Raw genomic sequence first — 17,720 nt, 5'->3', positions numbered from 1 at the left:
CTGGAAACACGAAGAAGCGGGACGGCATGGGTGCCGCCCCGCTTCTTACATCCTTCCGGCTAGGAGCGGTAGTCGATTTCGAGGTCGATGATCTCTTGGTCCTCCAGATTGACCACGATGTTGTCGGGGGTCCGAGTGGTCATCCAAACAAGCTCTTCCGTCTTGCTGGCGTTGCCCTCGATGTGCGGCATGTAGGGCGGGACGAAGACGAAGTCGCCTTCCTCCATGTAGACGATCTGGCCGTAGCCCTCACCGTAGCGAATGAAGCCGCGGCCTTTGAGCACGTATCCCCCGGTCTGCGCCTCGCCATGGTGGTGCGGGTCGGAAACCTCACCTGGGCCCGTATGGACCTTGCCGAACCAGATCCGGTCCGCGGCACTGTTCTCCTTGCTGACGCCCGAGATTCGGCGGGCATTCAGAGTCTGGCCCGGAGCGGCCTTGAGGTCCGCAGCCTTGTGGACGCGGAAGATGTCAACGTTCTGGTTGATGTCGAACTCTTGAACCGTCATCGCAGATTCCCTTCTTTTGCACAGTACGGACGATGGACAGCACGCCCATTCCCACTGGGATTCAGTATCTCGGTGGCGCGCAGGACAGTCAAGACGTACGCTCGTTCGTTAATAGATACTTAGACGATCCTTTGGCCTACTGAAGGAGCAAGCGTCGCGGGCCCCACCAAGAAGGACGGCCAGTGGGGCGGGGCCACCTCACGGCCAGCTAGTAAACCCCTATAAGAAACGCGGAGAACAGCATGTACACAATGAAAGAGAAAGTAGCGCTCGTTACGGGTGCGGGCTCGGGTATCGGGCGGACGACAGCACATAAACTTGCCAGCAATGGCGCCAACGTCGTCGTGGCGGACATGGACCTGGAGGCCGCCGAAGCCACCGTCGGGGAAATCGCCGCCGCGGGCGGAGCCGCAACGGCCCAGCGCTGCGACGTCGCCCAACCGTCCGACGTGGCGGCGCTCTTCGCCTATATTGAAGACGATCTGGGAGGATTGGACTACGCGGTGAACAACGCCGGGATCGCCCCGCGGGCCACGCCGATCGCCGACTACGATCTGGCACTATTGCGCAGGGTGATGGCCGTCAACGTCTTCGGCGTTTTCAACTGTCTGCAGCACGAGGTGAGGTTGATGCGCCGCAAGGGCGCAGGATCCATCGTTAATCTCAGTTCCATCTACGGCCAGGTGGCCAAACCCGGGTATGCGGCCTACGCCGCCTCCAAGCATGCTGTCGAGGGCCTCACCAAGTCCGTAGCGTTGGAAAACGCGGAGCACGGCATCCGGGTCAATTGCGTCCGGCCCGCGGTCGTGCAGACGCCGCTCATGACAGCCAAGGACCTGAAGGTGACCCCGGGAACGCCTGAGTGGGTCGCCTATGAGCAGGCCAATCCCTCGAAAAGGGCGGCGCAGCCTGGGGAAATCGCCGCAGGCATCCTTTGGCTCCTGTCCGACGAAGCCTCGTTTGTCTCCGGGGGCGGAGTCAACCTCGACGGCGCCTATCTGGCCCGTTGAACCCAATGGACCCCTGGGAAAGACCTGGACGAAGATCGACCCTGCAACCGGCGGCGGACCCTGATCCGGGCACGACTGCCGTCTTCCTGTCGACACCACGTCGTCCCCGACATGGACCAGAAGAACGCGGAGAAGGTGACCCGGGAGAACTGGAACGCCAGCTTTCAGGTGAGCTCTCTGCGGATCAACGGACGGGACGAATACAAGGCGGCCGTTCTCTTCGCCGGCATCAGCAAGGAGGTCGGAAGACTCGACGGCTCTTCGGACAACGTGGGGATCCCCGGGCTCATCGGTCCGCTCTAGGAGTTCGATCTGGACGCTGCCAACTCGGGTCTCGACGTCCCTCCACCGTCGCGGACCCCTCTCTGGGAGCAATTGAAGCCGCGGTGGGTAGGGCGCGACGCAGGTTCCGCGTGACATGATCGGCCTCGTTGGGTTCGCGAAAGTCGGTGTGCCGCATCCGTTGCTCCGTGAGTGCATATCTACGCAGTAGGGTTCACGGGTGACCTAACGGCGCTTTTGTTTCGCCACCCCCCTCGTCACACGCTAGAAACCAGATGAAGGAGGCCATCCATGGTGGATTTGAACCTCATCCGGGTATTTTCTGCCGTCATCGAGGAGGGATCGGTGACGGCGGCGGCGGAGCGCCTGAAGATGTCTCAGCCTTCCGTCACTCAGGGTTTGAACAGACTGCGCCGGGCAACCGGAAGCGATCTCTTCCGGCGCGAAGGGCGTGGAATTGCCCCCACCCGTGCGGCACTGCAGCTTTATGAGGAGATTGGTCGGCTTCCCCTGATGGCCGATGCGGCCATCGACAGGCTCTCGCGGTTCGACCCTCCGACGGCGCTGAATACTTTTCGCATCGCGTTGACTGACCTGGGGCAGACCGTGTTCCTTCCAGCGCTAGTGTCCGGCCTCGCGGAGACTGCCCCTCACTGCAGTCTGGATGTGGTTAACCTAGACACCGAGACGGCAAGTGAGGGCCTTGCGTCGGGGCACTTGGACCTCGCCGTCTCGTCCACGCTGCTTGCAGGGGCGCTGCGCACTTCCGTCATTCGTTGGGACCGGTACTGCTGTGTGTCGAAGCGCGATCGGTTCGGAGACGAAAATCCCACCCTGGAAGAAATGACCTCGCTACCTCGGGTAGTGGTCCGAGGAACGACTGGCCACGCCCTTATGCAGTCCCTCCTACCGCCTCCCGCAGCGGGCTCCGTTCATCTCTCGGGGTTCGCGGCAATTCCCGGGATCTTGGCGGCATCGGACCTAGTCGCTTTCGTCCCGGAGGTGGTCACCGCAGAGTGGGTCGCTCGATGGGGCTTCGAAGTCAGACCCTTGCCGCGTGAGGAGTTCGCGGCCCCCGTTCGCGCCCACGCAGCTCTCGACACCTCGTCGTCAGCAACAGCTTGGTTCGTCGAGTGGGCGATCCAGACAATGCGGTCCCTATAACGAAGCCCAACTGAGCATTCCCAGCCTCTCGACCTTTGGATCGTTCCGGGCGCGGGGAGGTTACGGAATCCGCGCGGGCGAGACCCACTCATAAGACCCGCCTATGGAATTGGCATCCATTCTTTATTAGACCTCGGTGATCAGTGTCACCTAGCCTCAATATGTCTCTGCGGAACCGCGGTTCCGGAGACTACTTCGATTACCGAAAGAGGCTTTCATGACTGCCACGGCTACCACTTCCTCCGACGTCCGCACTGCCGCCACCTCCGTTATTGACGGCCTTCAGGCCGGAGGCTTCATTGGCGGTGTGTGGAGGGACGGCTCCTCCAATCGACAGATCACCGTGACCGCTGCGGTGGACGGTACGGCACTGCGCAGCTTCGCTGGCGCGTCCGCCCAAGATGTAGACCAGGCGTACGAAGCTGCCGCCGCGGCTCAGAAGGAATGGGCCAACGTTCCCCCTAACGAACGCGCCGCCGTCATCAGTCGGGCCGCTGACATCCTGGAGCGCCGCCGTCCGGAGCTCACCGCACTGCTGCGCATCGAGTCAGGGTCGTCGGCTCTCAAGGCCAACATCGAGGTCAGCGCCGCCGTGGGCATCACGCGCGAGTCTGCAACATTCCCGAACCGGTCCCACGGCACCCTGCACCCGTCTGCCTTCCCGGGCAAGGAGAACCGCGTCTACCGCGAGGCCCTCGGCGTCATCGGCGTGATCTCCCCCTGGAACTTCCCGCTGCACCTGTCCATTCGTTCCGCTGCCCCGGCCCTTGCCCTGGGCAATGCGGTCGTCCTGAAGCCGGCTTCGGACACCCCTGTCTCGGGCGGGTTGGTCCTTGCCGAGATCTTCGAGGAAGCCGGCCTGCCCCAGGGCCTGCTGTCCGTCGTCGCGGGAGCCGGCTCGGAGATCGGAGATCACTTCGTCCAGCATCCGATCCCCTCGATGATTTCCTTCACCGGATCGACCCCGGTGGGACAGCGCGTGGCGTCTCTGGCCGCCCAAGGCCACCTGAAAAAGGTCGCCCTCGAGCTGGGCGGGAACGCCCCACTGGTCGTCCTGGACGACGCCGACCTCGACGGAGCCGTCAATGGCGCCTTGATGGCCAAGTTCCTGCACCAGGGCCAGATCTGCATGGCCGCGAACCGCATCATCGTGGACGCGTCCGTCTACGACGAGTTCGTTGACCGCTTCGCCGCCCGAGCACGGGAACTCGTGGCCGGTGATACTACCGACGACAGCGTCATCATCGGGCCGGTCATCAACGACGAACAGGTCGCCACCGTGGCCGGCCTGATCGATGCGGCCCGCCGGCAGGGTGCCCGTGAGGTTGTGGGGGGCCAGCTCGACGGGCGCCTGGTGGGCCCCCACGTCTTCGCCGACGTGACCGAGGACATGGACATCGCCCGGGACGAAATCTTCGGTCCCGCCGTCGGGATCATCAAGGCCCAGGGCGAAGAAGACGCCCTGCGTATCGCCAACAACACCGAATTCGGGTTGTCCTCGGCCGTTTTCACCCGGGACGTCGAACGCGGTGTGCGCTTTGCCCGCGGCATCAAGGCAGGCATGACCCATATCAACGACTCGACGGTCAACGACGAACCGCACGTCATGTTCGGCGGCGAGAAGAACTCCGGCCTCGGCCGGTTCAACGGCGAGCAGGCCATCGAGGATTTCACGACCCTGCACTGGGTGGGTGTGCGCTCCGCCATGGGACCCGTCCCGTTCTAACCAGCCGGGGGCCGGATCGGTGATCGCCGATCTGGCCGAGAACGTGTGGGGCATGGTCTGGTCCAGCAACAAGCCGCTACCCAGACCATGCCCAACACCCACCTTCGCAACGAATATTTGAAAGAAGAACACGCATGACCACCAAGAAGACCGTTCTGGAATCGAGCTTGGACGTGTTTCGTGCCCACGGCATGACCACCATCTTCGGGAACCCCGGATCCAACGAACTCCCGTTCCTCGCGGGCCTAAACGAAGACTTCGATTTCGTCCTGGGCCTGCACGAGCAGGTGGTCGTGGGCATGGCCGAGGGCTACGCCCGCGCCACGGGGCGGCCGGCCCTGGTGAATCTTCATGCGGCGTCCGGTTCCGGCAATGCCATGGGAGCCCTGACCAACGCCCACTACGGCCACATTCCCATGGTCATCCTGGCCGGGCAGCAGGTTCGGCGCACCGTCGGCCAAGAGACGATGCTCGCTAGCGCGGATGCCGCGACACTGCCGACGCCGCTCGTGAAATACTCGCACGAACCCCTCTCCCCTGCCGACGTCCCACGAACCTTGGCCCAAGCCATTTTCGAGACCTCCACCCAGCCGTGCGGGCCCGTCTACGTCTCGGTCCCCCTCGACGACTGGGCCGAACCGGCCCTTGAGGACGACTTCCTGCTGAACGAGCGCTCGGTGTCCGCCGCCGGGGACCTGCCTGCGGCGTTGGCGCAGGAACTCCTCTCCGTCATTGATGGCGCAACGAGCCTCGCCCTTGTCGTCGGCCCACAAGTGGACGCCGCCGCCGTCCGGGACCCTGCCGTGTTCGAGGCGGTCGTTTCCCTGGCGGAGAAAGCCGACGCCTCGGTCTACATCGCCCCGTCGCCGTCGCGTTGCCCCTTCCCGACCACGCACCCGAACTTCGAGGGTGTCCTCGTCCCGGGCATCACCTCGGTGCGGGAGCGCCTGGCCAGCCACGACGTCGTCCTCGTCCTGGGCGCTGCGGTCTTCCGCTACCACCGCTGGGAGCCGGGCAACTACCTCGAGGCCGGAACGCAGGTCGTGCACCTCACCCAGGACCCCCGCGAAGCAACACGGGCACCCTATGGGCGCGCCGTCGTCGTCGACGTCGCCAGCGCGGCACGGACCCTGTCCGAGAGCGTCAAGGACCGCGGCCAGCGGCGTGGGGCACGCGGCACGCGAGCCCTCCCCGCGGCCAAGACCTCCACGGAAGGCATGACGGGCACCGAGGTCCTCGAAGTGCTCAACGCCCACGCCAACGACACCGTGGCGTACGTGAACGAAACGACCACCCTGGACTTGGAATACCTCGAGCGCATCGCCATCGAGCGGCCGAGCATGTACCACTTCCCGGCCTCAGGCGGTCTCGGTTTCGGCCTGCCGGCAGCCGTCGGGATGTCGCTGGGCGATCCGGACAAGACCATCGTCGCGACGGTGGGAGACGGGTCCGCCAACTACGGAATCACGGCCCTGTACACCGCGGCCCAGCGCCAGACCCGGACCGTGTTCGTCATCGTCAACAACTCCAGCTACGGGGCTCTCGCCGCCTTCGCCCAGCGCATGGGCGTGCCGGACGTACCGGGGCTTCAGCTCGGCAGCATCGATTTCGTTGCCATTGCCGAAGGCTACGGGGTACCGGCCCGGCGGACGGAGACCCGCGAGGAATTCGAGCTGGTCTACAAGAAGGCCTTGGAAGGAAATGGCCCATTCCTCATCGATGCACGGGTCGTTGCCAACTGAGCTTCCGCGATGAGCCCACGTGAAAACGGTCAAGCCCCATCCACCAGTACGGGCAAGGCTTCGGATTGTCCGAAGTCTCCAGCCTGTCCGCCGCCCAAGCTAACGAATACGCCGGCCGTCCTCATCGCACCCACACGGGAGCTCGCGATCTCCACCTATCCTCCAGGGGCTGTAGGAGCGCACTGTGCCTCTGCCGCCCCTGGGGCCGGCGGGTGGCGGCCGCTCTTTCCTGCGGGGCCGCGTGCCGAGCATATGGGATGCAGCAGGCTGCTCATCGGCGCCTGCGCCACCTCGATAGATACGCAATACGAAAGGCATCGTCATGGCAAACCCTGCCGAGTGGAATGACTTCGTCGGTCAGCTGGTGCGGATTCAGCACCACGGGCGCACCATCCGGACCGGTTACGTCGAGGAAGTGACCGGGACTGCGGACGCACTATGGATTGCGGCCCACGGAATCGACCAGCGAGCCCTGTATGAGAAGGCACAGGGCCACACGGTCCAGCCCGTCACCGAACACGAAGGGACAGATCATGCATACCGCAGCTGACACCGTCATCGAAGTCAGGGTCGGCAGCAGGGTTGCGATGGACGACTGTCTTAACGACGCGGTCGCCCGCATGATCGAGGTCGCCCTGCGGGGCTGCCGGCGCGGCATCCGGGTCACCCGCCTGGGGACCGGACACTTCACCGTCGGGCTCAGCGAGGAGGTCCCTTTCGGCCGCACCGAAGAATGCGACGCTTGGGACAGGTCTTCCTGACCACTTACCGGTGCCGTTTCGGCTTGTTCAGGCGCGCCGTCCGGCGACGCATTTAGTCAGGTGAGGTCCGCTGGGGCATGCTGCAAACCTGTTTGGCATGTATCTCCTGGGCTTGAGGTACGACTGAGCGTGATCCGGTGTGGGAGGAGATCAGTCCCGGTCTTTCCTGCGTGGGGAGGGCGGCGTGCAAGTTTCCTTGCCAAAGCGGATTCCTTGGCGAAATGCCGCAGGCGTGACCCCTTGGCGCTGAGTGAAGTACTTGACGAAGTTGCTGGCATCATCAAAACCGAGCTGGGCGGCGACTTGCCCAACGGCATCGTTGGAGTGGACAAGCATCCGTTTTGCCTCCAGGACCACCCGCTGATCAATGAACTCCTTAGCCCCCATGCCTGCCGAGGCCATGGTGGTCCGAGTAAGGGTGCGAGGGGAGTACCCCAGTGTTCGCGCATAGTCGTTGACGTTGCGTGTGCGGGTGAAGCCGGTCTCCACTGCGTCACGGAACCGCACAAAAGCCTCCGCGGGACTGAGGATCGCGGTCCCGGTCTGCGACGTTTCTTGAACCAAGCGAAGCAAGAGCACGGCCAGCAGATGGCGCAGGATGGGGGCCCTGACCGCCTCGGGTACGGGGGCGCGGGGACGGAATTCGGCAGCGAGGTGATCCAAGGCTAGCCGCACAGCAGCTGCGCCCTCTCGGGACAGTTGCCAATAGGTGCGGCCGAAGGGGTCATCCACCCGGGTTTCAGCCACCGTCGCAGGGTCCAAGAACCCCGGCTGGAAAAGGACTATCTGCCCGGTGGCGGCCCTGAGATCCCTGAATTGCTGGATCTGCCCGGGTCGAACCCACAGCCACGTCTCGGGGCCTACCGCATAGTCGGTGAAATCCACCATGTGCCGCAGTAGCCCCGTTTCCACGCTGATCAGCAGGTGGAAATCCGTCCGTTGTGCTGTATCGGCTTGCGGATGCTGCCTCATGCGCCGGCGCAACTCCTCCAGCAAGAGCAGCTCCACGCCGGCCGTGGATTTAGCCGCCGGCCGGTAAGACACCTGACGGACATCAAAGTGTCTCATTTTTACCATTTTCAGTCCCCAGTCTACCTAGTTAGCGCGCACGCTTCTCCCTAGATTGGATCGTAGGAAAAGGATGCAGAGGACTGATCGCCCTTTCGGTCAATTGTCCCTGTCCTCGAAACACCATTCCAAGGAGTCTTCAATGCCGCGTGTCCGGCTCACATATGCCTTCGACGCCTACTGCGGCTGGTGCTACGGCTGTGGCCCTGCCCTACACCGCTTCACCACGGCCAATGCCAGCCGTATTGAACTGCAGGTAATGTCCGGTGGTCTGTTCTCCGGTGCCACCGCTGGACCCACCGGTGCGTACCCGCACATCCCGGCCGCCAATGAACGCATCACCGGCCTAACCGGCGTCATTTTCGGCGAGCCGTACCAACGGGTACTGGCTGAAGGCACCATGATGATGGATTCCGCAGCTGCGGCAGCCGGGCTGGTGGCCCTGCGCCGGCAGGCCCCGGAGCGAGCCCTGGAATTCGCTGCGGCGATCCAGTCAGCTTGGTACCTGCAAGGCAGGGACCTGCGGGACCCGGCCCTCTACCGCGAGATCGCCGCCGCGCACGGCATTGATGCCGATGAGGTATCCGAGGTTTACGCGACTCCGGCCGTCCGGGCCGAAGCAGAGGAGGACTTCCGCCGGTTGCGGCGGCTGGGCGTGTCCCAGTACCCCGCCCTGCTGCTGCACACCGCCACCGGCGTGCACCGCTTAGGCGGCCCCGTCTCGAACGCCGAAGCCCTCACCGCGGCCTTGGACGCCCACCTTCTTCCCTCCACCCCCTGAATTCTCCGGCCCCCCTATACCAATAGATTGGTCACCTCGAAAGGAAACCCCATGGTCAACATCGCTGTTTTCGGCGCCACCGGCAACATCGGCTCCCGCATCATTGACGAGGCCCTGCGCCGCGGGCACACCGTCACCGCTGTGGTCCGCGACCCCGCCAAGTTCACTGCCACCGCCCCCGGCCTGACCGTCAGCACCGGCGACGTCCTGGACCCGGCCGCGGTCACCGCCGTGGCCAAGGGCCAGGACGTGGTGGTTAGTGCCGTCGGCGGTGGAGATGGACCCGGCCACCAGGCCACCATCGAACCGGCCGCCCGCGCCCTGGTCGAGGGGCTGCGCGCCTTGGTTGATCAGGCCCCGCGCCTGGTCACCGTCGGTGGCGCCGGCTCACTGCGCACGCCCGGCGGTCAGCAGGTGTGGGACACCCCGGGCCTTCCCGAGCCCCTGCTGCAGATCATGCACGCCCACGGCGAGGCCCTGGACTACTACCGCACCGTCACCGACCTGGACTGGACGAACATTAGCCCCGCCGCGCTCATTCAGCCCGGAACGCGCACCGGCGGCTACCGCACCGCCGGCGAGGACTTGATCACCGACGAGGCCGGCAACAGCACCATCTCTATCGAGGACTATGCCGTGGCGGTCCTGGATGAAATCGAGAACCCCCGGCATTCCCGCCAGCGCTTTACCGTCGCCTACTAATCCCGAAACCGTGGAACGGGGTGGGCACGCACGGAATCAGTGCCGCTTGCCCCGTTCCGCGCCGCAACCGCCTGCATGGCATATATCGACTGTCGGGCAGTAAACCCATGGCCAACCACCAGGCCGGCCCCTGCATCGACGAATTGTCCCTGGCGTTTTCCGTCCACTATCGCGGACCGGATCTTGGACCGGACAGAAAAGAGAGAGCCCCTCATCGCCGTTCCGCATGAGGCCCTGATGCGTGATGTCCTCGAACACGGTGCCCTCAAGTTCTACCGCATCGGTTTCGGTACGCGCAGCCTATTCGGCCGATAACCCCATTTCGTCCTCGCTCTCCAAGGCCTGCTCCACGGAACGCCTTTCATCGGCCACGAGCATTCCAGAAAATCCCGCCTCAACACACTAAGGAGCAACCATGGCAACGATCGGACTCATCGGAGCAGGCCTCATCGGCAGCACCCTGGCCCGTCTGGCCATCGCCGGCGGCCACGACGTCATCCTCAGCAACAGCCGAGGACCCCACACCCTCGGGGCGCTCACCGCCGCCCTCGGCGACTCGGCCCGCGCTGCAACCCCCGAAGAGGCGGCCCAGCAAGGGGACCTCGTCGTCGTGACCATCCCGCTGAAGGACTACCGCAGCGTGCCCGTCGAGCCGCTGCGCGGGAAGGTCGTCATCGACACGAATAACTACTACCCCGAGCGCGACGGCCGCATCCCTGAACTCGACGACGAGTCCATCACCACCAGCGAACTCCTCCAGGCCCATCTGCCCGGCTCCCACGTGGTGAAGGCCTTCAACAACATTTACTACCTGTACCTGGGACGGCTCGGCCGCCCCCACAACCACCGAGAACGCTCTGTGCTGGCCATTGCCGGGAACAACCATGCCGCCAAGGACACCGTTGCCGCGTTTATTGACTCGATCGGCTACGACACCCTCGACGCCGGCCCCTTGGCCGAGGGGTGGCGCTTCCAGCGCGACCTGCCGGCCTACAACATTCCCTACTTCGGCGACAGCGCCCAGGCGCCGCCCCTCGACGTCCGCTTCAATCCCGGCCATCCCGCCACCCGTGAGCAACTCGCCGCCGCGCTGGCTCAAGCAAAGCGCTACCGCGACCTTTAACCTTTTCAGTTCCGGGTTCTCCGACGCATGGTGCAAACGGATTGAATCGGCTGTATGCCTTGTCCTGCAACCGTGGATTGCAGGATGCATTGTCAGGCCAATGCTGACGAAACATTTTCCGCGCGTCGGGCACGCTGCCTGCGGCTTCTCGCACCTCCCATAAAACATGCCGGCCCCGCGCCCGCAGGAGCACAGCAAAAGCCCACCCATTTCGCTGTTTTCCCGCACATACGATAGACATCGGGCCCCACCGACAGCCTGCCCACCGCCGACAAGTCACCAAAGGCTCAGGCGGTTTGTCGAGACACTCTGGCATGCAATCGGAAACCTCTTTCTAGAAGCTGGGTGGAGGGGCGGTTTCGGTGAGGATGGGCTGCACAAGGACCTCGAGTTCGGTCTGGTATGCCTGGGCTTAGTGCTCAAAAAGGGCAGCCAGGACCGCGTGGCCGACTACGCCGACCTTCCGGAAGACGCCGTCTGCTCCCATCTGGTCGGGATGTTCGTCCACCCCAACCGCCGTGGACAGGAAACCGGTAGTGCACTCGTCAGCGCGTTCCTCAACGAAGTCGCGGCAGCCGGCAACACGCTCTGCGTCGTGAGCCCCGACGAGCGGGATCTGGAACACCTCACCGGCTACTACCAGCGGTTCGGGTTCGCCCTGACCGAGCCCGCCCTCACCCACGGCACCCTCGACCCGTGGCTGATGGCCCGGGAAGCCGCCGCCTAGTCCGAAACAGTGGGCACTGCCCATCGGGCAGTGCCCTTTCCGTGCCTCGGTTCAAAGGGTTCAAAGCGACCAGAACAGTCTCGAAGCGGTCCCGTGTCGCTTGTTAGCTCATTGAAGCAATGCCCCAACGGAGCAATGCAGCAATACGCCAATGATGCAACGCGTCAATGCAGCAATGTGTCGATGCGTCAATGCACCAATGAAGCAACGCCCTGCAGTCGCGGGGGGCGTCGCCCCCTGCCGGGCGGAGCGGTCTTTCATGCTCCGGAGTTCTTGGCCAAACCTGCGTCCCCTTTCCACCGCCACCGGCGGGCGTCAGCGGCCTCCCAGACTGTCGCGCGCATGGGATGGGATACGGGTGCTCATTCGTTTGTGGTGACTGTGCAAGAAGGCCTGTCGTCCCAGGTATCCAACCGGGTCGGCGGGCCTTCGCACGTCCGGGAGGCTGTCCGTGAGCGAGAAGGCTGCGCCACCACTCTGGGTAGGCATGAGGACCCTCTGCCTCGACACCGCTGCGCTCGATCGCCTGGATGACCGGGCGGAGGAGGCACGGCGAGAACGGGCCGCAGCACGCTAGGCCGAGGTGGAGGCGGTCCGCGCCGCGAAGGAGGCCGCCGCCAAGAAGTGCCGGGAGCGGAGCGTGGCGAAGGCGCGGACGAAGGCCGGGGCGGCAGCCGTCGCGCAGGCACAGGCCATCCCCGTCGTGCGGCCGGCGCCGGTCGTGCAGGTGCAGCCGGTGGCTCCCGCGCTGGGATTTGGAGGTCCGGGCGGGGAATCGGTTCCGGGACCGTTCGCACCACAGGCCTCCGCGGTGCAGACGGAATACTTGGCCAAGGCCGCCGGACTGGTTGGGAAGATCGTGACAACGATCGGAGCGGTCCCCGGGACGGGCCCCGAAGCGCTTGAGTGGCTGGGCCGGGCGGAATCCTACCTGGACCGGTGCACGGCGCCGGGGCAACGGGCGCTGGTTGCCCAGGCGCTCACCGACCACGTGCGCACCGGCGGATGGGATGAGCGGCTGGCTGCCAAGTTCGTGGCGCTGGCCGCGTCACTCCCCCAAGACTGGGCGCAACGGCGGGCAGCCTAGCTCGACCAGCGGCCGCCTCCGGGGATGACCCGGAGGCGGCCATTGTTGGGTCCGGAGGCCATGCAGTCGATTCCCGGCTCGGGACACGAACACCTCCCGCCTAGCTGCCCCTCCAGTGCAGGGGCTCCACCGTCCACGTCGTCGTGTCGATCAGCACCAGGGCCCCCTCCCGGTCACCGTCGCGGCCCAGGACCTCGACGACCCCGCCGTCGGGCACCGGCAGCGTCGCGCGAATGTGGTGGTGGCCAGCCACGTGGGTGCGCGGACGGACGGCTGCGCGGGCCCGCGCGACCAGGCCGCGGTCACGGTCAACCTGCTGTGAGTACCCCTCGAAGGGCTCCGCCTCCGTCTCGCGGTGCGGGTATGGTACGACCACTCCCGTTGGCACCTCGTGCGTGAGCAGGAGATCCACCGGACCACCGGCAGCCAGGCGCTCCGCGGCGGCCTCCTGCACCGGTTCCTCCGGCCACCAGAGGGTTCGCGGCTTGCGTTTGCGCCACTCTTCCTCGCGCCTCCACTCCCGGTCCCAACTGGTGGCTCCGCCGAGGCCGCCGACCGTCACTCCGTCGACCGTGAAGCGGTGGCCATCGGGCAGGTGGAAAATGTACTCCCCCTGGCGGAGCAGCCCTCGCCCGTCCGGCTCGCCGGGCACCGGGGCCACGTCGTGGTTCCCGCGGATCCACACCATCTCGACACCGCACCGCCCCGCCCAGGCGTCCAGCTTGAGCCAGTCGCGGACCCGGCCGGGTCCGGGCCACCCGAAGCCGAGGTCTCCAACCTGCAAGAGCAACCGTGCACCGGCGGCGGCTGCGGCCCGTATCGACCCGTTCGTCCAGCCCAAATCCCCGTGTGTGTCGCCGAGAGCCGCGATCAGCACGGGACTTCCGGTTCGTCTGGCACGGACGCAGACCCGTCGCCTGCCGCGTCGACGACGTCGGGGAAGGCCCAATCACGGTCCATCGCCATCCGGAACCGCTCCTGCACGAGGGCGGTCAAACGGATGTCGGCGTCATCGTACCCGCCGGCTTCCAGCCGCTCGCGGATGGCCGCCTTCGAGTCCCCCAGGTCGATCTCGGGTGGGAGCCCCGAAGGGAGCTCGAGCCCAGTCAGCAGCACCGGAACCGCGACTTGGGCGACGTACCGGCGCATGGCGGTGAGTTCCTTGGCCGGGTTCACCCACGCAGCCCACGGCTCCGGCCTCTGCACCATGGCGGCGGTGTTGGTCTCCATGAGCACCGGAGTCCCCCACGTGGCGCGGGCCAGCACCTCGCTGACCCGCAACTCGCGGTGGGCAAGGTCCTGGCTCAGCAGGGGCGACGAGCTGTGGTTGCTGATCGTCCGGGCGACCGCGATGCGGACCGCGCGGTGTTTGTCTGCGTTGGAGTAGGCCTGCAGGAGCTGGAGCGGGTGGGCGGTCTCCACCTCGATCCCCATGACAGAGGCCAGGGTGGCGCCCACTGAGGGCACCTGCTGCCGGTCGGCGAACGGCTGCAGCGTATGCAGCCGGGTGGCCAGCGCCGAGTCTCCGCCGAAGACTGCGAGCCCCGCTTTCGTCCTGGCCTTACACCAGCGCTCGAAGGCCTCCGGCGTCTCAGTGATCGGCATGGCGACCAGCAGGGCCGCCCGCCCCTCCAGGGGCCCATGTTCCGCCTCGACCAGATGCCAGACCATGTTGTCGAGCGCGGCCCGGATGTGGTTGACCGCTTCACTGAAGAGCAGCGACGCCCGTGGCGGGACCGGGCGGATTGCCGTCAGGACCGTCTCCACCTGGTCGCCCCTCCGGACCTGTTTCATCTCCAAGGGGCTCTCGTAGGACCAAGCCGAAATCAGGTCGCCGATCTGGAAGGCCAACTCATCAGCGCGGGCCAGCCGCAGCGCGACAGGCTCGAGGGCGGCAGGCAGCCAGCTGAAGGATGAGGCAGTGGAAGACATGTCGCCAAGATACCGAAGGACACCCCCATTTGATCGGGGTCGCAACGACGAGGACGACCTGGTCCGCGCCGCAGACGCACACGATGCGCAGGTAGGAACGCATCGTCCCGCCGGTCTTCAGGACGATCACGTCGGCGTGGTCCTTGGGCCCGAGCGGGGTGGCCAGGCCAGAGACGGCGGCGATGAACCGGGAGGGGTCAATCGAGGAGCCCGGCTGCCGAACGAAGTGGAAGACGTGTGCGTTCATGCCCTGAACCATGCGCACCGCCGGTCCCCAGAGGTGGCGGCACCACACCGGTGATCCATGCGGTTTTATATTCGCTCCACCACAAAATGAAAGGGCCTGGATCGCCAGTTCCGTGCACCCGGGCCCGTTCCGTGCTTCCCCATCATTTTCCCTTCCTCCGTCTGTGGACGTCCGGCTTCGCCGTTCCGGGTGGGTCAGCCCCTCAGCCGGGGCGGGCTGGACGTGCTGCGCCCTCGGTGCAGGCTCGGCCCACCGGGCACGGGATTCGGTTTTCGGGTCTGGTGCCCGTGGTGGTTTGGTCCCGGCCGGTGACCGCGTCTCGATGTCCGCGCTGCTCCACTAGCCGGGAGTCGAACCGAACACCATGCAGGATCCCGGAGTGCCAACGGCGCTGGCTGCCGGGCGGGCCGCCCATCCTGCGGCTAAGAAGCCGCACCCGGCCCACGGACGTAACAAATAAGGGCGGCGCAAAAGCGCGGATAGAGGCGACTGCATGTCCCACGGCAGGACGGCGGGCACCGCGCGTTAACTGCCGAACCGCAGCGGGACCAGCACCGTAGACGTCGTACCGCACGACACGAGGCACGGTGCATCCGCAGGCCGGAACGTGGACGGCACACTGGTGGTGAAACCTAGCCCGGAGAAGTGTCTGATCGTGGCGCCCGGGCGTGGTGGTCCAGCTGCCGGTGGATGTCGACGAGGCCGCGGAAGGCAGGACGCACCGGGCGTGACGGGGCTCGTGGTTCAGGACGACCCGACGGCTGGTTGAGCGCGAGCGGAACCACGACGCGGTGGACGCGACCGTGGTGGAGAAGTCGGACGGACTGCACGGATCGGAGCCGCCTAGCGGCCCCTCGCTCCCCATCGCAGCCCCGTGCCGGTTCGCCCCGGGCCCCGGGGCTCCATCTCTCCCGTGTCTTCGTCTATGCGGTTCAACGGTTAGGAGACCAGCCCCTCGACGGCCCTGCCGGGCGGGGGGCTCGGGCTGCGTAGGCAAGCCCGCTGTCGGGTACCGGCGGCAAGCTCAGGCCTCCAACGACAGGTTAAGGTCCTAACCCGTCGTTAGGACGCTGCAGCTAAAGGTTAGGGACCGTCCCGGATGCGAGAGGCTACAAGACGTCCGCACCACGGCGCTGGCAGGGTATGCAGCAGGTTCGTCTCGGTTGGCGGCGCGTGTGCGGGGCGCCGCATGTCGAATCGCTCGGCAGCGAGGCGCGCAACGGGCGTCGCGCGGACATCGACCAAGTGCTCGGCGGGCCTCTGCGAGTGCGGGCGTGACGGCGGGTCAATGCCAAGGTAAACGGGCCTTTCGCCGGAACGGATCCCGCCACGGCATTGCGTCATTGCTCCAATGCAGCAATGCGTCGTTACGTCGTTGCGTCAACGTTCCAATGCATCAACGAGTCATTGCGTCAATGCGTCAATGCGTCAATGCGTCAATGCGTCAATGCGTCAACGTTCCCACGTGCACAGTACGCCCCGCCCTCTCATCGCGGACGTGTCGGTTGGCGGCTTTGAGTTATTGGTGCACTGCTCAGATGTCACGACCCCACGAGGGCGTCATGCTTACCGCCGGGCCTCGGGACCACGCTGCTTGCGCGCGCCGACCACCCTGGCGAGCAAATGCCGGTCGCCGTACACGTGGACGCCTTCCCGGACGATGGACGTGAGGACGTCAGCAGGCCTTACTTCCGACATTTCGTAGACCAGCGGACGCACGTCGTTGCCCGTGACGCGGTAAGCGTCGACGGCCAGGTCGCCAATAGCCTCGTGCAGTTCGTCCGATGCCCCGTCGGGCAGGATGAATAGGACGTCGATGTCCGAATCCGGTCGCATCGTCCCCCTAGCCGCCGACCCGAAAAGAGTGACCTGGACGGGTTTCAGCTCCCAGCGGCCGATGACTCGGGACAGGTGGCGGAGGAACCTGTTGCGGCCTTCCGCCGTAGCCGGCATACAGCCCGGGGCCGGGTGCGGCTCCACGATTACCGGCCCCCTCGGGGCCTGCGCTGGGCGCGCTCGATAGTGGCGGGGTCGGTAGGCCGGCCGAGCCGCCTGTTGAGCTTCACGATGAGCCCGGCGCGGCCGCGGTCTGCTTCTTCGATGAGCAGTTCCTGGAAGATCTCCTCGAACCGGCGCTGGCGCTCGGGCCGAAGCGGCGGCGGCATTTCGCCCGCGGCGCGGGCAACGATCGACGGGTCGGTGGGCCGGCCAAGCTGCCTGTTGAGCTTCACGATGAGCTCGGCGCGGCCGCGTTCTGCTTCCTCGGCCATCAACCGATCCTCGATCTCCCGCAGCCGGCGGTCGCGGGCGGACCGGAGCGGCTCGTCCTGCGGTGTGCCCATTGCTGAATCCTTTCCCCTGTGGCCTCCAGCCTATCGGGGCACCTGCCGCTCGCCCATGGAGTGCAGCAGTCCTCGGGATCTGGGCAGGGGACGGCGGCGAGAGCGCCAAAGTACCGGCTCGGTGTCTCGACCGGGCCAGGAACCGCGGCGTGGAGGACGTGTGAATCGCCGTCTGCGACGGTCTTAAGGGCCTCCCGGAGGCGATCACGATGGCCTGGGGCCGGGTGATGTGCAGACCTCCGTGATGATGCCCGCCGTAATACGACCTGCATACGCTCCCTGCCAGCATTGAGACGAACTCGCCAAGGATCTCAAACTCGTCTGCACAGCTGCGACCGAGGCCGCGGCGCGAGATTGGTTCGCCAGCTAGGGCCCCACCGGGACCGGGCCTGCGCCCGGGAGTAAGCCGGAAGGCCCTAAACAGGGCGCTGAACGCGTCTGCAGCCCCGGTTTTGCCCCAGCGTGGCCGGCTCTGTCCCGCTTTTGGGGCAGCTTCTGGGGCAATGAAAACCGCGCC

The 17,720-nt window shown here is 65.7% G+C and carries 18 protein-coding genes; 12 read left to right on the top strand and 6 right to left on the bottom strand.

Going from position 1 to position 17,720, the window contains the following annotated elements:
• Positions 1 to 59: 59 nt before the first annotated feature.
• Positions 60 to 509 (bottom strand): cupin domain-containing protein, encoded by a 450-nt coding sequence (locus tag ABD912_RS22805; protein ID WP_345154673.1) that lies wholly within the window; start codon positions 507 to 509, stop codon positions 60 to 62.
• A gap of 251 nt (positions 510 to 760) precedes the next feature.
• Here ABD912_RS22805 and ABD912_RS22800 point away from each other — a divergent pair, with 251 nt between their 5' ends.
• The 7 genes from ABD912_RS22800 (at position 761) to ABD912_RS22770 (ending at position 7,194) form a co-directional block, all read left to right on the top strand.
• Entirely contained in the window at positions 761 to 1,519 is a 759-nt protein-coding gene (locus ABD912_RS22800; protein WP_345154672.1) for an SDR family NAD(P)-dependent oxidoreductase, read from the top strand.
• A gap of 111 nt (positions 1,520 to 1,630) precedes the next feature.
• Positions 1,631 to 1,822, top strand: coding sequence for a hypothetical protein (locus ABD912_RS22795; protein WP_345154670.1), 192 nt, complete (start codon positions 1,631 to 1,633; stop codon positions 1,820 to 1,822).
• 270 nt (positions 1,823 to 2,092) lie between these two features.
• On the top strand, positions 2,093 to 2,965 hold the full coding sequence (locus ABD912_RS22790) for a LysR family transcriptional regulator (RefSeq protein ID WP_345154667.1): 873 nt from the start codon (positions 2,093 to 2,095) through the stop codon (positions 2,963 to 2,965).
• A 217-nt stretch (positions 2,966 to 3,182) separates the two neighbouring features.
• Positions 3,183 to 4,691 (top strand): aldehyde dehydrogenase family protein, encoded by a 1,509-nt coding sequence (locus ABD912_RS22785; protein ID WP_345154665.1) that lies wholly within the window; start codon positions 3,183 to 3,185, stop codon positions 4,689 to 4,691.
• Between the two features lie 134 nt (positions 4,692 to 4,825).
• Positions 4,826 to 6,433 carry a benzoylformate decarboxylase gene (gene mdlC / locus ABD912_RS22780; RefSeq protein ID WP_345154663.1) on the top strand — a complete coding sequence of 536 codons (1,608 nt, stop codon included), beginning with the start codon at positions 4,826 to 4,828 and terminating at the stop codon, positions 6,431 to 6,433.
• 322 nt (positions 6,434 to 6,755) lie between these two features.
• The gene (locus ABD912_RS22775; RefSeq protein ID WP_345154661.1) at positions 6,756 to 6,983 is read left to right on the top strand and encodes a hypothetical protein; all 228 of its coding nucleotides are present in this window, start codon (positions 6,756 to 6,758) and stop codon (positions 6,981 to 6,983) included.
• A complete protein-coding gene (locus tag ABD912_RS22770; RefSeq protein WP_345154659.1) occupies positions 6,967 to 7,194 on the top strand; it encodes a hypothetical protein in 228 nt (75 codons plus the stop codon). Before ABD912_RS22775 ends, ABD912_RS22770 begins: the two co-directional genes overlap by 17 nt.
• A gap of 150 nt (positions 7,195 to 7,344) precedes the next feature.
• On the opposite strand, the gene ABD912_RS22765 is transcribed toward ABD912_RS22770, so the two are convergent.
• A complete protein-coding gene (locus tag ABD912_RS22765) occupies positions 7,345 to 8,262 on the bottom strand; it encodes a helix-turn-helix domain-containing protein (RefSeq protein WP_345154658.1) in 918 nt (305 codons plus the stop codon).
• A gap of 142 nt (positions 8,263 to 8,404) precedes the next feature.
• Between ABD912_RS22765 and ABD912_RS22760 the strand changes: the two genes are divergently transcribed.
• From ABD912_RS22760 to ABD912_RS22740, 5 genes are all read left to right on the top strand, one after another.
• Positions 8,405 to 9,043, top strand: coding sequence for a DsbA family protein (locus tag ABD912_RS22760; RefSeq protein ID WP_345154656.1), 639 nt, complete (start codon positions 8,405 to 8,407; stop codon positions 9,041 to 9,043).
• A 51-nt stretch (positions 9,044 to 9,094) separates the two neighbouring features.
• Complete coding sequence (locus ABD912_RS22755) at positions 9,095 to 9,745, top strand: NAD(P)-dependent oxidoreductase (protein WP_345154654.1); 651 nt, start codon at positions 9,095 to 9,097, stop codon at positions 9,743 to 9,745.
• Between the two features lie 415 nt (positions 9,746 to 10,160).
• Entirely contained in the window at positions 10,161 to 10,868 is a 708-nt protein-coding gene (locus ABD912_RS22750) for an NADPH-dependent F420 reductase (protein WP_345154653.1), read from the top strand.
• A 442-nt stretch (positions 10,869 to 11,310) separates the two neighbouring features.
• Positions 11,311 to 11,595 carry a GNAT family N-acetyltransferase gene (locus tag ABD912_RS22745; RefSeq protein WP_345154650.1) on the top strand — a complete coding sequence of 95 codons (285 nt, stop codon included), beginning with the start codon at positions 11,311 to 11,313 and terminating at the stop codon, positions 11,593 to 11,595.
• A 583-nt stretch (positions 11,596 to 12,178) separates the two neighbouring features.
• Entirely contained in the window at positions 12,179 to 12,682 is a 504-nt protein-coding gene (locus ABD912_RS22740) for a hypothetical protein (RefSeq protein WP_345154648.1), read from the top strand.
• A gap of 100 nt (positions 12,683 to 12,782) precedes the next feature.
• On the opposite strand, the gene ABD912_RS22735 is transcribed toward ABD912_RS22740, so the two are convergent.
• The 4 genes from ABD912_RS22735 to ABD912_RS22720 form a co-directional block, all read right to left on the bottom strand.
• Positions 12,783 to 13,559, bottom strand: a complete 777-nt coding sequence (locus ABD912_RS22735) for a metallophosphoesterase (protein WP_345154647.1) — start codon at positions 13,557 to 13,559, stop codon at positions 12,783 to 12,785.
• A complete protein-coding gene (locus ABD912_RS22730) occupies positions 13,553 to 14,614 on the bottom strand; it encodes a hypothetical protein (RefSeq protein ID WP_345154645.1) in 1,062 nt (353 codons plus the stop codon). Before ABD912_RS22730 ends, ABD912_RS22735 begins: the two co-directional genes overlap by 7 nt.
• A 1,813-nt stretch (positions 14,615 to 16,427) precedes the next feature.
• On the bottom strand, positions 16,428 to 16,814 hold the full coding sequence (locus ABD912_RS22725) for a nucleotidyltransferase domain-containing protein (protein ID WP_345154795.1): 387 nt from the start codon (positions 16,812 to 16,814) through the stop codon (positions 16,428 to 16,430).
• Between the two features lie 29 nt (positions 16,815 to 16,843).
• The gene (locus ABD912_RS22720; protein WP_345154644.1) at positions 16,844 to 17,203 is read right to left on the bottom strand and encodes a hypothetical protein; all 360 of its coding nucleotides are present in this window, start codon (positions 17,201 to 17,203) and stop codon (positions 16,844 to 16,846) included.
• Positions 17,204 to 17,720 lie beyond the last annotated feature (517 nt).

Origin of the sequence: Arthrobacter ginkgonis, from assembly GCF_039540195.1 — a bacterium.
Lineage (GTDB): Bacteria > Actinomycetota > Actinomycetes > Actinomycetales > Micrococcaceae > Zafaria > Zafaria ginkgonis.
The sequence above is the reverse complement of the archived record's forward strand: the minus strand, read 5'-3'. Positions and strand labels throughout refer to the sequence as shown.

Coding starts and splice junctions, on each gene's coding strand:
- ABD912_RS22750 (WP_345154653.1), top strand. CDS start 10,161: ATGGCAACGATCGGACTCATCGGAGCAGGCCTCATCGGCAGCACCCTG.
- ABD912_RS22775 (WP_345154661.1), top strand. CDS start 6,756: ATGGCAAACCCTGCCGAGTGGAATGACTTCGTCGGTCAGCTGGTGCGG.
- ABD912_RS22755 (WP_345154654.1), top strand. CDS start 9,095: ATGGTCAACATCGCTGTTTTCGGCGCCACCGGCAACATCGGCTCCCGC.
- ABD912_RS22790 (WP_345154667.1), top strand. CDS start 2,093: ATGGTGGATTTGAACCTCATCCGGGTATTTTCTGCCGTCATCGAGGAG.
- ABD912_RS22765 (WP_345154658.1), bottom strand. CDS start 8,262: ATGAGACACTTTGATGTCCGTCAGGTGTCTTACCGGCCGGCGGCTAAA.
- ABD912_RS22805 (WP_345154673.1), bottom strand. CDS start 509: ATGACGGTTCAAGAGTTCGACATCAACCAGAACGTTGACATCTTCCGC.
- ABD912_RS22720 (WP_345154644.1), bottom strand. CDS start 17,203: ATGGGCACACCGCAGGACGAGCCGCTCCGGTCCGCCCGCGACCGCCGG.
- ABD912_RS22800 (WP_345154672.1), top strand. CDS start 761: ATGAAAGAGAAAGTAGCGCTCGTTACGGGTGCGGGCTCGGGTATCGGG.
- mdlC (WP_345154663.1), top strand. CDS start 4,826: ATGACCACCAAGAAGACCGTTCTGGAATCGAGCTTGGACGTGTTTCGT.
- ABD912_RS22770 (WP_345154659.1), top strand. CDS start 6,967: ATGCATACCGCAGCTGACACCGTCATCGAAGTCAGGGTCGGCAGCAGG.
- ABD912_RS22795 (WP_345154670.1), top strand. CDS start 1,631: ATGGACCAGAAGAACGCGGAGAAGGTGACCCGGGAGAACTGGAACGCC.
- ABD912_RS22730 (WP_345154645.1), bottom strand. CDS start 14,614: ATGTCTTCCACTGCCTCATCCTTCAGCTGGCTGCCTGCCGCCCTCGAG.
- ABD912_RS22785 (WP_345154665.1), top strand. CDS start 3,183: ATGACTGCCACGGCTACCACTTCCTCCGACGTCCGCACTGCCGCCACC.
- ABD912_RS22760 (WP_345154656.1), top strand. CDS start 8,405: ATGCCGCGTGTCCGGCTCACATATGCCTTCGACGCCTACTGCGGCTGG.
- ABD912_RS22725 (WP_345154795.1), bottom strand. CDS start 16,814: ATGCCGGCTACGGCGGAAGGCCGCAACAGGTTCCTCCGCCACCTGTCC.